Source organism: Agromyces sp. GL_144, assembly GCF_057834305.1.
Genome location: NZ_CM174399.1, coordinates 1,959,957 through 1,974,346 on the forward strand (window position 1 = coordinate 1,959,957; position 14,390 = coordinate 1,974,346).

Below are 14,390 nucleotides of genomic sequence, written 5' to 3' on the forward strand. Positions count from 1 at the left end.
GACCTGCACGGTTGACGTGGTGGGCCCGCCGCGGATGCCACGCGGCAACTGCTCAGGCGCGGAGGCCGTTCAGGGAGCCGGAACGCGGATCATGCCCTCTTGGGCCACGCTCGCGACGAGCACGCCCTCGCGGGTGTAGATGCGCCCGATCGAGAGGCCGCGGCCGCCCTGCGCCGACGGAGACTCCTGCACGTAGAGCAGCCACTCGTCGACGCGGGCGTCGCGGTGCCACCACATCGCGTGATCGAGGCTCGCGACCCGCAGCCCGCGTGTGGCCCACGGCACGCCGTGAGCCCGGAGCACGGGCTCGAGGATCGAGTAGTCGCTCGCGTACGCCAGGGCCGCACGGTGCTGCTTGGGGTCGTCGGGCAGCCGGCCGACGGCCCGCATCCACACGGCCTGACGCGGCACGCGCTCGCCCTCGACGCTGAGGTAGATCGGCGAGGGGATGTGGCGCACGTCGAAGGCGCGCGCATTCGACCAGAACTGGGCCATCGCGTGGTCGAGATGGCCGATGAGATCGGCCGTCGACGGCAGCGATTCGGGATCGGGCAGATCGGTCGGCATGTCGAGCTGATGCTCGACACCTTCGTCTTCGGTCTGGAACGACGCGATGAGCGAGAGGATCGGCTCGCCGTTCTGGTACGCGTGGGTGCGCCGCGTCGAGAACGACCGCCCGTCGTGGAGTCGGTCGACCGAGAAGGTGATGGGGTGATCGACATCGCCTGGGCGCAGGAAGTACCCGTGCATCGAGTGCAGCACCCGCGCATCGTCGACCGTGTGCATGGCCGCGATGAGCGACTGCGCGAGCACCTGGCCGCCGAAGACGCGGCCGAGCGGCATCCACTGCGACGGGCCGGTGAAGATGTCTTCAGTGGTGCGCGCACCGGTGTCGGTGAGCTGCAGCGTGCTCAGCAGGCCGTCGATGGGTCCGTTCATGTTCTCTCCGATGTCGCTCGGGGGCTGGCCGCGACATCCGACGAGCGCGTTCGAACCGCACGCGGGCGCGCAATTGGTAGTTTAGACAGCAGATGGTCTCTCAAATCACGCTTGCCGACAGCCTTTCGCTCGGCGATCTGCACACCTACCTGCAACGCGCGGGTCGGGTCGAAGACGGGTCCGTACGACTCATCGCCGGCTCCGGAATCCTCGCGGTGTACACCGCGATCCTGTATCCCCGCGGCATCCTCGACGAAAGCCCCACGGTACTGGGCCTTCGCACCTTCGCGCTCGACGACACCGAAGACTTCGACTCCGTGGTGCCGATGCGCTCGCTCGTCGAGCGCATCGTGCGGGCGCGCGGCCAGGTCGGCGAAGACGAGGAGTCGCGACCGGTGTCGATGTCGCGGCCGCCCGAGGTCAACACCGTGACCTGGGCCGGCATCTCCCCACCCCGGGGCGGCTGGCGCCCATTGGGTGAGACGGATGCCGCGACCCTGGAGTCCGCCGCCCGTGCGGGCATCGACGAGGTCGCAGAAGCGATTCCAGCCGGAACGGGCGAGCAGCTCGTGCAGCGCGTGCGCTCCGAGGTCTGGGGGCGCGGCGTCGACGGCGTCGAGTACGTTCCGACCGGTGCGGCCTTCGCAGCTTTCAGCCTGGGCTTCCTGGGCGACGACCCCGTGCGCCTCTTCGAGACCGGCCCGTGGACACGGCTCAGTTCTCGCCGCGGTCATGTGCTCGTGCGACGCAAGCCCTGGACGCTGAAGGCGTAGACGCTCCGCCGGTCGAGCAGGCACGGAGCGCCGTGCCGAGACCCGGAGGTGAAGGTCTCGGCACGCGTCGCTGCTCGACCGGCGCTCAGCTCCTCGACCGGCGGCGCGTCGTCAGCCCCTGGCGATGGCGCGCCCCGCCGTGCGCCCGGTGAACAGGCATCCGCCGAGGAACGTGCCCTCGAGCGCGCGATAGCCGTGCACGCCGCCACCGCCGAAGCCGGCGGCCTCGCCGACGGCGTACAGGCCGGGCACGGGCGCGCCGTCGGCGCCGAGCGCCCGCGCGTCGAGGTCGGTCTGGATGCCGCCGAGGCTCTTTCGCGTGAGGATGTGCAGCTTCACCGCGATGAGCGGCCCGGCCTTCGGGTCGAGGATGCGATGGGGGGTCGCGACGCGGATGAGCTTGTCGCCGCGGTACTTGCGGGCGCCGCGGACGGCGGTGAGCTGGAGGTCCTTCGAGAACTCGTTCTCGACCTCGCGGTCGCGCGCGATGATCTCCTTCTCGATGTTCGCGGTGTCGAGCTCCACCTCGGGGGAGAGTTCGCGCATGCCGGAGAGCAATTCGTCGAGGGTGTCGGCGACGATGAAGTCGGCGCCGTGCTCCTTGAAGGCCTCGACGGGGCCGGTCGCACCGGATCCGAGCCGATCGGCGAGGAGCCGCAGGTCCTTGCCCGTGAGGTCGGGGTTCTGCTCGCTGCCCGAGAGCGCGAACTCCTTCTCGATGATCTTCTGGGTGAGCACGAACCAGGTGTGCCCGTGCCCGGTGGTCTGGATGTGCTCGAGCGTGCCGAGCGTGTCGAATCCGGGGAACAGCGGCACCGGCAGGCGTCGGCCCTCGGCGTCGAACCAGAGCGAGGACGGACCGGGGAGGATGCGGATGCCGTGCATCGGCCACACCGGATCCCAGTTCGTGATGCCCTCGGTGTAGTGCCACATGCGGTCGCCGTTGACGAGCCGGGCACCGGCCTGCTCGGAGATGCCGAGCATGCGGCCGTCGACATGCGCGGGCACGCCTGAGAGCATGTGCTCGGGCGGGGTACCGAGCCGTTCGGGCCATGAGGCGCGCACGAGGTCGTGGTTGCCGCCGATGCCGCCTGAGGCGACGATGACCGCGGGGGCGCGCAGGTCGAAGTCGCCGACGACGTCGCGGTTGCTCGATTCGCCGCGGCCCGCGGCATCCGGAGCGAGGATCGCGCCGCGTACGCCCATGACCGCGCCGTCGTCGACGATGAGCTCGTCGACCCGGTGCCGGTGCCTGAACTCGACGAGCCCTGCGGCCTCGCCCGCCTTCACGCGCGCGATGAACGGCTCGAGCACGCCGGGCCCCGTGCCCCACGTGATGTGGAAGCGCGGCACCGAGTTGCCGTGGCCGACGGCGTTGTACCCGCCGCGTTCGGCCCAGCCGACGATCGGGAAGAATCGAACGCCCTTCTGGTGCAGCCAGGCTCGCTTCTCGCCGGCGGCGAACTCGAGGTAGGCCTCGGCCCACTTGCGGCCCCACTCGTCCTCGTCGCGGTCGAAGCCGGCGGTGCCGTCCCAGTCCTGGCGCGCGAGGTCGAGCGAGTCCTTGACGCCCATGCGCCGCTGCTCGGGTGAGTCGATGAGGAACAGGCCGCCGAAGGACCAGTGCGCCTGGCCGCCGAGGCTCGCCTCGGGCTCCTGGTCGACGATGACGACGCGCTTGCCCGCGTCGACGAGCTCTGCAGCGGCCACGAGGCCGGAGAGGCCGGCGCCGACGATGATCGCCGCGGGTTCGGCGGGTTCGGGTCGCGCGGTGGGGGTTGCGGGCACTGGGGGACTCCTTCGTCTCGGATGCGTGCGGTTCGGGCCGTCGAGGTTCGGGTCAGTCCTCGAACGTGTTCACCATCGCGAACGCCGCACGCTGGAGATAATCCCACAGCGTCTCCTCGGCGAGCGGCGGCAGGTCGAGCGCGTCGACGGCGGTGCGCATATGCGCCAGCCAGCGATCGCGGGCGTCGGGGTTGACCTTGAACCCGGCGTGGCGCATGCGCAGGCGGGGGTGTCCGCGCTGCTCGCTGTAGGTGCCGGGGCCGCCCCAGTACTGCTCGAGGAAGAGCAGCAGGCGCTCCTCGGCGGGGCCCAGGTCTTCTTCGGGGTACATGGGGCGCAGCACGGGGTCATCGGCGACGCCGCGGTAGAACTCGTGCACGAGCTTCGCGAACGTGGGGCGGCCGCCCACGGTCTCGTAGAACGAGGCGCCGAGCGCCGAACCGTGTTCGCTGCCGCGGAGGGGGACGGATGCCGGCGGCACGGCCGGCACCGGGACGACCGGTGCGGGCGCGGGGCGGTCGGTGGCGGATGCCGCAGCTGAGGTCTCGTCGGTCATGTCACGTCTCCGGAATCGGGGTTCTGCTTCGGGCGCTCGGCCGACGACGGATCGGATGAGAGCGAGGGGCCCGACTTCTGGCGGAGACCGCGCTTGGCCTTCGCCTTGGCGGTCGCCGCCTTCGCGTCCTCGTTCGTGAGCACCCGGCTGGGGGCGGTCTTCGGCGGCTTCGCACCCTTCACGCGCGTTGCGCCGTCGAAACCGGAGAGCACGACCGACCCGAGGCTCGGCATCTTCACGCCCATCTCGTCGACCGCGTGCTTGAGGCGCATGCGGAGCTCGCGCGCGATGTCGTCCTTCGATGAGGTGCGCACCTTCATCACCACGCGGATCACCATCGCATCGTCGGAGATCGACTCGAGGCCCCAGATCTCGGGCCGCTCGAGCACGCGCGAGCGCCACTTGCTCGCGTGCGCCAGGTCGTTCGCGGTGCTGAGCAGTCGCGCCTCGACGGCGTCGATGTCGGCGTCGTACGGCACCGCGAGGTCGACGATCACGCGCGCCCACCCCTGCGACATGTTGCCGACGCGCAGGATCTCGCCGTTGCGCACGAACCAGAGCGTGCCGTTGACGTCGCGCACCTTCGTGATGCGGATCTGCACCTCTTCGACGATGCCGGTGGCGGGCCCCAGGTCGACGACGTCGCCGACGCCCACCTGGTCTTCGACGACCATGAAGAGGCCGTTCAGCACGTCCTTCACGATGTTCTGGGCGCCGAAACCGAGGCCGGCGCCGATCGCGGCCGAGAGGAGCGCGAATGATCCGAGGATGCCCGAGTCGATGGCGTTCACGACCATGAGCGTCACGATGATGAACAGGGTGACGTTGATGACGTTGCGGAAGACCGACCCCAACGTGCGGGTGCGCTGCACGACGCGCACGGCGGCGAGCGGCGACGCCTGGAGGGCCTGGGTGTCGGTGACGTCCTGCTTGCGCTTGACGCCCGTGACGATCTGGTCGACGACCCGGTCGATGACGCTGAGCAGGATCCATCGCACCAGCAGGGCGATGACGACGATCACGACGACCTCGATGAGGTTGCCGAGGAAGATCGGCCAGTTGAGGTTCCACCACTCGATGAACTGCGTCCAGATGTCGGTCACGGGGTCGCCTCCGCTCGTGGGTCGGTTCGGGTAGGGGCCGGTGTCGGGTCTGACATCGAAGCGAGTCTAGTGACGCCCACGTGGGAGTCAGCCGAGCGCGTCGGCGTCACGGGCCCGCAGCGCCCGCTCGAGCTCGTCGAGCTGCTCGGAGACCAGGCGATGCAGCGGCGCGGGCGTCGCATTCGCGTCGAGCCAGGTGCGCGCGGCATCCGCCACCTCGGCGTTCACGAGGGGCGCCGGGAACAGCCGCTTGACGATGAGCGAGGCCATCGTGAAGCTGCGCTCCGCCCAGGTCTGCTGGAGGATCGCGAAGTAGTCGTCGACGCTCGACGCCAGCAGGCTCGCGTCGGAGGTGCGGCGCCAGCCCTCGGCGACGGCGCGCGCGACGTCGTTCGAGATCGACGGGTCGGTCGCGACGCGACGCCACGCGGCATCCTTCACGTCTTGATCGGGCCGGGCGGCGCGCGCGGTCTCGGCGAGGCGTCGGCCCTTCGCCGTGTCGTCGAGCGCGAGCGCCGTCGCGATCTCGCCATCGATCTCGTCATCGGATGCCGCGAGCAGGGCCGCGCGCGCGATCACGAGCTCCCAGCGCAAGTCGAGGTCGATCTCGAGGCCGGGCAGCTTGATCGAGCCGTCGAGCAGGCTGCCGAGCACGTCGGCGTGGGCCTGGGAGCTCGCCAGCCGGGTGAACGCCTTGACGAACTGCAGTTGCGCATCGGAGCCCGCGTCGGCGAGCTCTGCGAGCGCCCACACGCCGTCGCCGGCCTCGGCCGAGATGCGCTCCCGGTGCTCGTCGGCGAGATAGCGCTCGAGCGCCGTCTCGAGCCGGGTCAGGGCGAGTCCGCGTGCAGAGGACTGGCTCTCGCGCCCGATGCTGCCGAGCACGAGCCGCACGAATGCGCTCGCGGGCAGTTCGGCGTCGCGCACGGCGTCCCATGCCGAGCCGAGGATGACGGCGCGGGTCACCGGGTCTGCGAGGTCGCCGAGGCGCTCGAGAGCGGTGGCGAACGAGGGCTCGTCGAGGCGCACCTTGGCGTAGGTGAGGTCGTCGTCGTTCACGAGCAGCAGGTCGGGGCGGGCGAGGCCGACGAGCTCGGGCACGGCGGTCGAGGCGCCGTCGACGTCGATCTCGATGCGATGCGTGCGCACGAGGCATCCGTCGGCGTCGTTCGCATAGCAGCCGATCGCGACCCGGTGCGGGCGGAGCGTCGGATGCGTCGGGGCCGCCGTCTGCTCGACGACCGCCGACGTGATCGTGCCCGAGGCATCCGTCTCGAGCACGGCGCGCAGCGTGTTCACGCCGGCGGTCTCGAGCCAGAGCGCCGACCAGCGGGTCAGGTCGCGCCCGCTCGCGCGCTCGAGCTCGTCGAGCAGGTCGCGGAGCGTCGCATTGCCGCCGGCGTTCGCCGTGAGGTACGCCCCGACGCCGCGCTGGAACGCCTCGAGCCCGACCCACGCGACGAGCTGCTTCAGCACCGAGGCGCCCTTGTCGTAGGTGATGGCGTCGAAGTTCACCTCGACGTCGGCGAGCGATTCGATGGGCGCGACGATCGGGTGCGTCGAGGGCAGCTGGTCCTGCTCGGCGGCGTAGGTCTTCTCGTCGCTCGCGAAGGTGGCCCAGACGCCCGTGAACTCTGTGACCTGCGAGGTCGCGAGGGTCGACGCCCAGGTGGCGAACGACTCGTTCAGCCACAGGTCGTTCCACCAGCGCATGGTGACGGAGTCGCCGAACCACATGTGCGAGAGCTCGTGCAGGATGACGATCGCCCGCTGCTCGCGGCGTGCATCGGAGACCCGCGAGCGGAACAGGTAGTTCTCGTTGAAGGTCACGGCTCCGACGTTCTCCATGGCGCCCCAGTTGTACTCGGGCACGAAGATCTGGTCGTACTTGCCGAACGGGTAGGGCACGCCGAAGGCCTGCTCGTAGAACGCGAGCCCGGCCCGCACCGTCTCGAACATGACCTCGGGCTCGGCATGCTGCGCGAGCGAGGCGCGCGTGAACACGCCGAGGGGGAGGTTGCGGCCGTCGCTGCTCTTCGCCGCGGCGTGCCATTGCGCGTAGGCGCCCGCCACGATCGCGACGATGTAGCTGGAGATCACCGGGCCGGTCTCGAACGCCCAGGTCGCGGCATCCGTCGTCGAGGTCGTCGATCCCGTCGAGCCGGTCGAGGACGCGGCGGCGGCGACCGGCTCCGGCGTCGGCGCGTTGCTCAGCACGACCCAGTGCGCCGGAGCCGTGATCGTGAAGCGCACCGAGGCCTTGAGGTCGGGCTGGTCGAAGACGGCGTAGACCCGGTTCGCCTCGGCGACCGCGAACTCGGTGTACAGGTAGACCGCGTCGTCGACCGGGTCGACGAAGCGGTGCAGGCCCTCGCCCGTGTTCGTGTACGCGCAGGTCGACACGACCCGCAGCTCGTTCTCGGCCCCGAGGCCGTCGAGCACGATGCGCCGGCCGTCGGATGCTGCGATCGGGTCGATGACGCGGCCGTTCAGCGTGATCTCGTGCACCTCATGCGTGGTCGCCTCGATGAACGTCGCCGCGCCCGGTGCCGCGCGAAAACGGACGAGCGTGGTCGAGGCGAACAGGTCGCCGTCGCCCGTGAGGTCGAGCTCGACCTCGTACGACACGTCGGCGATGATCGCCGCGCGCTCCTCGGCTTCTATGCGGGTGAGATCGGCTGCAGGCATGGGGGTCCCTTCGTGATGACGGGGTCGTGACGCGGGCGCGGTGGCGATGACGCCCAGCCAGCCTAGCGAGCCGTGCCGGACCCGTTCGGAGGCTCGAGGAGCCCGTGCTCGTACGCCAGGATGACCAGCTGCACCCGATCGCGAGCCCCGAGCTTCGCGAGCAGACGGCCGACATGCGTCTTGACGGTCGACTCCGAGAGGAAGAACCGTGCGGCCAGCTCGGTGTTGTTCAGGCCCTCGGCGACGGCGACGAGGATCTCGAGCTCGCGCGGGGTCAAGGTGTCGAGCGGGCCGGGCGACGCCGAGCCCGATCCGCCCGCGCCGTCGGCGCCGTCGCTCCCGTCGCGTGCTCCGGCGGGCAGTTCGGCGGCGAAGAGCTCGAGCATGCGGCGCGTGACGCGTGGCGAGAGGGCGGCCTCGCCCGCGTGCACGGTGCGGATCGCCGAGACGAGCTCCTCGGGCCGCACGTCCTTCAGGAGGAACCCGCTCGCGCCGGCGCGGATCGCCGCGAAGGCGTACTCGTCGAGGTCGAAGGTCGTGAGCACGAGGATGTGCGGGGCACCGTCGAGGGCCGCGATGTGCGCGGTCGCCTCGATGCCGTCCATGCCGGGCATGCGCACGTCCATGAGCAGCACGTCGGGCGCGGTCTCGCGCACGAGGTCGATGGCCCGGAACCCGTCGGATGCCTCGCCGACGACCTCGATGCCGGGTGACGCCTCGAGCACGAGCCGGAACCCGGTGCGCACGAGCGCCTGATCGTCGACGATGCCGACGCGGACGACATCCACGATCACTGCTCCCGTTCGTTCGTGTGAAGCCCGGCGTGCAGCCGCCATCCGTGGCCGGCGCGCGGCCCCGCCTCGACCGTACCGCCGTAGAGCGCCACGCGTTCGCGGATGCCCGTGAGGCCCCGCCCGGCGCCGGTCGTCGCCGGGGCGCCCCGCCGCCCGGGCGCATCGTCGTCGACGATGACGTCGACCCCGGCCGCCGTGTACTCCACCGCCACGTCGACGCGCGAGGGGCCGGCCGCATGCCGGAGCACGTTCGTGAGGCCCTCCTGCACGATGCGGAACACCGTGAGCCCGAGCGCCGGATCGGTGGGCGGCACGCCGGTGGTCGTGAGCCGCACGGGCAGACCAGCGTCGCGGAATCCGTCGACGAGGTCGGGCAGCTCGGCGGCGTCGGGTTGCGGGCGGCGCTCGGCCGGGGCATCCGGATCGGTGAGCACGCCGAGCATGCGCCGCATCTCGCCGAGCGCCTCGCGGCCGGTCTCGGCGACGCCGCGCATGAGGTCGGCCGCCTGGGCGGGATCGCGGGGGGCCGCAGCCGCCGAGCCCTCGGCCATCGTGATCATGACCGTCAGCCCGTGCGAGACGATGTCGTGCATCTCGCGGGCGATGCGCGCCCGTTCGTCGGCGGCGGCGAGGCGCGCCTGCTGGTCGCGCTCGCGGGCCAGGTCGTGCGCGCGGGCGATGAGCGCGTCGAGGTAGCGGCGTCGATTGCCGACGGTCACGCCCATGAGCGTTGCGACGAGCATCAGCACCACGTACTGGGAGGCCGACGCGAGGGGCCCGCCCGCGGCAGCGGTCGCTGCGGGATCGGAGGCGGCGATCAACGTGTCGCCGAGGAGGTCCTGCAGGTACGCCGCGGCGATCGCGACGGCGAACGAGATGCCGTACCCGATCCACGCGTCGCGCGTGGATCGATAGGCGCCGAGGGCGTACAGGGCGAGGAGCACCGGAAGCACGTCGACGCCGAACGGCGCGACCACGAGCAGCACGCCCCAGGCGATCGCGAGCACGAGCCACGGCCGCGTGCGGCGCACGAGGAACAGCGCCGTTCCGGCGGCCGCGGCGGCCAGGAGCCGGATGATGGTCGGCCACCAGGTCGCGTCGGGCACGAACGACATGGCGATCGCCATGATCACCGTGGGAACGACGTACACGCCCGCGATGATGCCGTCGGTCAGGCGCGGGTGCCGCGCCCAGAACTGGCGGACGACCCCTGGCGGCTTCGGCAGGCGAACGCCCCGCTCGGCGGCCTGGTCGGCGCCGAGCGGGGCGGGCGTGCTGGTCATGCTTCGGATGCTACGCGTCGCGTCGCTTCAGCAGCGTCGCCGCACCGGCGATCGACGCCGCGACCCAGGCGAGGGCGATGAGCAGGCTCTGCCACGCGTTCGGGTCGGTCGACGCCGGGTCGACACTGCCCGGCGGGGTGATCATCGCCATTCCGGCGGCCGGCAGCAGGAACGGCACGAGGTCGTGCGCCCAGTCGGCGGGCAGCATCTGCAGCACGGTCGGCAGCAGCAGGAGGATGCCGAGCACGGTGGCGATGCCGCCGGCGCTCGAGCGCAGCATCGTGCCGACGCCGAGCGCGAACACCGCGACGAGGCCGAGGTAGAGCGCGCCGAGGAGGAGCGGCTGCACGACGTCGGGGTCGAACAGGCTGACGGTCACGCCGTCTCCTGCGAACACCGCGCTCGCGGTCAGGAATGCGACCACGAGCGAGCCGAGCCCGATGAGGAAGGTCGGCACGAACAGCACGACGGCCTTCGCCGCGAGCACCGGCAGGCGCTTCGGGGTGGCTGCGAGGGTCGAGCGGATCATGCCGGTCGAGTACTCGCCGCTCATCGAGAGCACGCCGAGGACGCCGACGACGAGCTGACCGAACAGCACGCCGAAGGTCGCGGCCTGCACGACGATCCCGAGCTGCTGCTCGGCCGGCATGGCCGAGACGTCGATGCCGGCCGATCCGCCCGCGAAGGTGGACGACATGAGCAGGGCCATGCCGACCGCGATGACGATGACGATCACATACGACCAGACCGTCGATCGCAGGCTGCGGAGCTTGATCCACTCCGAGTGCAGCAGCCCGGCGAAGTTCGGCGGGCGTACTCCTGGCGCCGAGCCGGCCGGGCTCGGGCGGGTGGCGAGGGATGCGGCGGTCATCGGACGGCCTCCGTTCGGTACTCGACGGCGTCGGCGGTGAGGGCCATGTAGGCCTCCTCGAGCGACGCGGTCTCGGCGGTCAGTTCATGCAGGGCGAGGCCGTTGGCGGCCGCGAGGTCGCCGATGACGGATGCCTCGTGGCCGGTGATCTCGAGCAGTCCGCCCTCGGAGCGGACGATCGCGACCTCGGGCGCGGCGAGCAGGTCGGCCAGGCGCGACGCGTGCGGCGATCGGACGCGGACACGGGGGCGAGTACCGCCGGCGATGACGTCGGCGACCGGTGCGTCGGCGATGATCTGGCCGCGTCCGAGCACGATGAGGTGGTCGGCCGTGAGCGCCATCTCGCTCATGAGGTGCGAGGAGAGGAACACCGTTCGACCCTCGTCGGCGAGGTGGCGCACGAGTTGCCGCACCCACAGCACGCCCTCGGGGTCGAGGCCGTTGACGGGTTCGTCGAGCAGGAGCGTCGCGGGGTCGCCGAGCAGCGCAGAGGCGATGCCGAGTCGCTGGCCCATGCCGAGCGAGAATCCGCCGACGCGTTTGCGGGCGACGGACTCGAGGCCCGTGCAGCTCGATGACCTCGTGCACGCGGCGCTTGCCGATGCCGTGCGTCGCGGCCATGGCGAGCAGGTGGTTCTCAGCCGTGCGGCCGGTGTGCACGGCCTTCGCATCGAGCAGCGCCCCGACCTCGCGGAGCGGCGCGCGCTGGGCGGCGTACGGCCTGCCGTTCACGGTCACGGTGCCCGCGCTCGGCCGATCGAGTCCGACGATCATGCGCATCGTGGTCGACTTGCCGGCGCCGTTGGGGCCGAGGAACCCGGTGACGAGCCCGGGTTGCACGGTGAAGCTGATGTCGTTGACGGCGGTCTTCGCGCCATAGCGCTTGGTGAGCCCTGCTGCGGTGATCATGCCTACGACGCTACGGATACCGCGGCGCGGGCGCATCGGCCGCGGGAATGGTTCGGGGCGGGCCGGGGTGGTACCGAGGTACCACGCCGACCCGCCCCGAGCGGTCGTGCCCGCCCTACCGCGCGTCGCGCTCCTGCGCGACGAGCGCTCGGTCGACGCCCGCGAGCGACTCGACGATCAGGCGTCGGAGCGCCGGAACCCCGGCGTGCGCGTCGAGCCAGGCGCGGCTCGCGTCGGCGAGGGCGCGGCTCGCGAGCGGCGACGGGTAGAGGCCGTCGACGAGCTTCTCGGCGATGGCGTAGCTGCGCCGCTCCCAGATGCCGTCGAGCATGCCGAAGTAGCGCTCGACGAACGCCTCGAGCAGGGCCGGGTCGGTGGCGCGCAGGAACCCGGCGGCCGTCTCGCGCACGACCGTGTTGGTCGCGGTGTCGACGTCGATGAGCGACGCCCAGGCGCGCTCCTTGCCCTCGACGGTCTGGATCGCGGCGCGTGCGTGCGCGGCCGACTGCTGGCCGGTCGCGGTGTTGTCTTCGGCGAGGCGCGCGTCGATCTCGGCGTCGCCGGCGCGGCCGGCGGCGACGAGCGCGATGAGCAGCTTCCAGCCGAGGTCGGTGTCGATCTCGAGCCCGTCGAGCGCCAGGTCGCCGGCGAACAGCGAGGCGAGCTCGTCGACGTGCGAGCCGTGCTCGGCGATGCCCGCGAAGTTGATCACGAACTGGAACTGCGCGTCGCTGCCGGCCGCGGCCTCCTGCGCGAGGCGCCAGTAGCCGTCGGCCACGGCGCGCAGCGAGTCGGCACGGCGGTCGCGGGCGGTGTAGGCGCTCGCCGCGAGCACGGCGTTGGCGAGCACGATGCGGAGCGTCGTCGACTCGGTCTCGCTGGCGATGTTGCCGAGCACGAGGGCGAGGTAGTCGCTCGCGCGGGTCTCGCCGTCGCGAACGGCGTCCCACACCGAGCTCCACACGAGCGCGCGGGCGAGCGGGTCCTCGATGGCGCTGAGGTTGCCGAGCGCGACCCCGTGCGAGGCCTCGTCGAGACGGATCTTCGCGTAGGCGAGGTCGTCGTCGTTCAGCAGCACGAGGTCGGGGCGTGCGAGTCCGACCAGCTCCGCGACATCCGTGCGCTCGCCGTCGACGTCGAGCTCGACGCGGTGATCGCGCACGAGCTTGCCGCCGACGAGGTTGTAGAAGCCGATCGCGAGGCGGTGCGGGCGGATGGTGGGGTAGTCGGCCACGGCGGACTGCAGCACCGTGAACGAGGTGATCACGCCGGAGGCGTCGGTCTCGATCTCGGGGCGAAGCGTGTTGACGCCCGAGGTCTCGAGCCACAGCTTCGACCATTCGGTGAGGTCGCGGCCGCTGGCGACCTCGAGCTCGGCGAGCAGGTCGGCGAGGGTCGTGTTGCCCCACGCGTGCTTCGTGAAGTAGGCCGAGACGCCCGCGAAGAACGCGTCGATGCCGACCCACGCGACGAGCTGCTTGAGCACCGAGCCGCCCTTGGCGTAGGTGATGCCGTCGAAGTTGACGAGCACGTCTTCGAGGTCGTTGATCGTGGCGACGACCGGGTGGGTCGAGGGCAGCTGGTCTTGACGGTAGGCCCAGCTCTTCTCCATGGAGTTGAACGTGGTCCAGGCCTCGGTCCACTCGGTGGCCTCGGCGGTGGCGATGGTCGAAGCCCACTCGGCGAACGACTCGTTCAGCCAGAGGTCGTTCCACCACTTCATCGTGACGAGGTCGCCGAACCACATGTGCGCCAACTCGTGCAGGATCGTGACGACGCGGCGCTCCTTGATCGCGTCGGTGACCTTGGAGCGGAACACGTAGACCTCGGTGAAGGTCACGGCGCCCGCGTTCTCCATGGCGCCCGCGTTGTACTCGGGCACGAAGAGCTGGTCGTACTTGGCGAACGGGTAGGGCACGCCGAACTTCGCCTCGAAGTACTCGAAGCCCTGCTTCGTCTTCTCGAAGATGTAGTCGGCGTCGAGGTGCTGCGACAGGCTCTTGCGGCTGAACACGCCGAGCGGGATGACCCGGCCGTCGGCGCTCGTCAGCTCGTCGCGCACGACCGCGTAGGGGCCGGCGACGAGCGCGGTGATGTAGCTCGAGATGCGCGGGGTGGGCTCGAACGCCCAGGTCCTGGCGCCCTCGCCCGCGTCGACCGGCTCGGGCGTGGGGGAGTTGGACACGACCTCCCAGTGCGAGGGGGCCGTGAGGGTGAAGCGGAACGCCGCCTTGAGGTCGGGCTGCTCGAACACCGCGAACATGCGGCGCGAGTCGGGCACCTCGAACTGGGTGTAGAGGTACACCTCGCCGTCGACCGGGTCGACGAAGCGGTGCAGGCCCTCGCCCGTGTTCATGTAGCGGCCGTCGGCTTCGACGACGAGCTCGTTCTGCGCGGCGAGGTTCGGCAGCTGGATGCGCACGCCGTCGCTGACCTCGGCCGGGTCGAGCGGGACGCCGTTCAGCGTGACCGAGTGCACGGCGGCCGTGATCGCGTCGATGAACGTCGACGCACCGGCGGTCGCGTCGAAGCGCACCGTCGTGGTCGTCTTGAACACCTCGGGGCCGACCGTCACGTCGAGCACGACGTCGTAGTCGTGCACCGTGACGAGCGCCGCGCGCTCCTCGGCTTCGGATCGGGTGAGGTTCTCTCCAGGCACGTGGGCTCCTTCGCGGAAATCAACGCG

At 71.0% G+C, this 14,390-nt stretch carries 10 protein-coding genes and 1 pseudogene; 1 reads left to right on the forward strand and 10 read right to left on the reverse strand.

Annotated elements, in window-relative coordinates; translation table 11 throughout:
- Nucleotides 1–69: 69 nt before the first annotated feature.
- Nucleotides 70–939, reverse strand: a complete 870-nt coding sequence (locus tag AC3IPY_RS08825; RefSeq protein WP_489188072.1) for an acyl-CoA thioesterase — start codon at nt 937–939, stop codon at nt 70–72.
- Nucleotides 940–1,031: 92 nt separating this feature from the next.
- Here AC3IPY_RS08825 and AC3IPY_RS08830 point away from each other — a divergent pair, with 92 nt between their 5' ends.
- Entirely contained in the window at nt 1,032–1,712 is a 681-nt protein-coding gene (locus AC3IPY_RS08830) for a DUF8185 domain-containing protein (RefSeq protein ID WP_489188074.1), read from the forward strand.
- A 111-nt stretch (nt 1,713–1,823) separates the two neighbouring features.
- On the opposite strand, the gene AC3IPY_RS08835 is transcribed toward AC3IPY_RS08830, so the two are convergent.
- The 9 genes and pseudogenes from AC3IPY_RS08835 to pepN (AC3IPY_RS08875) all read right to left on the reverse strand — a co-directional run bounded on the left by AC3IPY_RS08835 (nt 1,824) and on the right by pepN (AC3IPY_RS08875) (nt 14,363).
- Nucleotides 1,824–3,500, reverse strand: a complete 1,677-nt coding sequence (locus AC3IPY_RS08835; protein WP_489188075.1) for an FAD-binding dehydrogenase — start codon at nt 3,498–3,500, stop codon at nt 1,824–1,826.
- Nucleotides 3,501–3,552: 52 nt separating this feature from the next.
- Nucleotides 3,553–4,056 (reverse strand): globin, encoded by a 504-nt coding sequence (locus tag AC3IPY_RS08840; protein ID WP_489188077.1) that lies wholly within the window; start codon nt 4,054–4,056, stop codon nt 3,553–3,555.
- The gene (locus AC3IPY_RS08845; protein ID WP_489188079.1) at nt 4,053–5,159 is read right to left on the reverse strand and encodes a mechanosensitive ion channel family protein; all 1,107 of its coding nucleotides are present in this window, start codon (nt 5,157–5,159) and stop codon (nt 4,053–4,055) included. The genes AC3IPY_RS08840 and AC3IPY_RS08845 overlap by 4 nt, the downstream gene beginning before the upstream one ends.
- 87 nt (nt 5,160–5,246) lie before the next feature.
- Nucleotides 5,247–7,847 (reverse strand): aminopeptidase N, encoded by a 2,601-nt coding sequence (pepN, locus tag AC3IPY_RS08850; protein WP_489188081.1) that lies wholly within the window; start codon nt 7,845–7,847, stop codon nt 5,247–5,249.
- A gap of 62 nt (nt 7,848–7,909) precedes the next feature.
- Nucleotides 7,910–8,683 (reverse strand): response regulator transcription factor, encoded by a 774-nt coding sequence (locus AC3IPY_RS08855; protein ID WP_489188082.1) that lies wholly within the window; start codon nt 8,681–8,683, stop codon nt 7,910–7,912.
- Nucleotides 8,638–9,924, reverse strand: a complete 1,287-nt coding sequence (locus AC3IPY_RS08860; protein ID WP_489188083.1) for a sensor histidine kinase — start codon at nt 9,922–9,924, stop codon at nt 8,638–8,640. The genes AC3IPY_RS08855 and AC3IPY_RS08860 overlap by 46 nt, the downstream gene beginning before the upstream one ends.
- A 10-nt stretch (nt 9,925–9,934) precedes the next feature.
- Complete coding sequence (locus AC3IPY_RS08865; protein ID WP_489188084.1) at nt 9,935–10,795, reverse strand: DUF2705 family protein; 861 nt, start codon at nt 10,793–10,795, stop codon at nt 9,935–9,937.
- Nucleotides 10,792–11,704, reverse strand: a pseudogene (locus AC3IPY_RS08870) (ABC transporter ATP-binding protein). Before AC3IPY_RS08870 ends, AC3IPY_RS08865 begins: the two are co-directional and overlap by 4 nt.
- A 115-nt stretch (nt 11,705–11,819) precedes the next feature.
- On the reverse strand, nt 11,820–14,363 hold the full coding sequence (gene pepN, locus AC3IPY_RS08875) for an aminopeptidase N (protein WP_489188086.1): 2,544 nt from the start codon (nt 14,361–14,363) through the stop codon (nt 11,820–11,822).
- Nucleotides 14,364–14,390: the final 27 nt, after the last annotated feature.

Coding starts and splice junctions, on each gene's coding strand:
- pepN (WP_489188081.1), bottom strand. CDS start 7,847: ATGCCTGCAGCCGATCTCACCCGCATAGAAGCCGAGGAGCGCGCGGCG.
- AC3IPY_RS08840 (WP_489188077.1), bottom strand. CDS start 4,056: ATGACCGACGAGACCTCAGCTGCGGCATCCGCCACCGACCGCCCCGCG.
- AC3IPY_RS08825 (WP_489188072.1), bottom strand. CDS start 939: ATGAACGGACCCATCGACGGCCTGCTGAGCACGCTGCAGCTCACCGAC.
- AC3IPY_RS08860 (WP_489188083.1), bottom strand. CDS start 9,924: ATGACCAGCACGCCCGCCCCGCTCGGCGCCGACCAGGCCGCCGAGCGG.
- AC3IPY_RS08855 (WP_489188082.1), bottom strand. CDS start 8,683: ATGGCGGCTGCACGCCGGGCTTCACACGAACGAACGGGAGCAGTGATC.
- AC3IPY_RS08830 (WP_489188074.1), top strand. CDS start 1,032: ATGGTCTCTCAAATCACGCTTGCCGACAGCCTTTCGCTCGGCGATCTG.
- AC3IPY_RS08865 (WP_489188084.1), bottom strand. CDS start 10,795: ATGACCGCCGCATCCCTCGCCACCCGCCCGAGCCCGGCCGGCTCGGCG.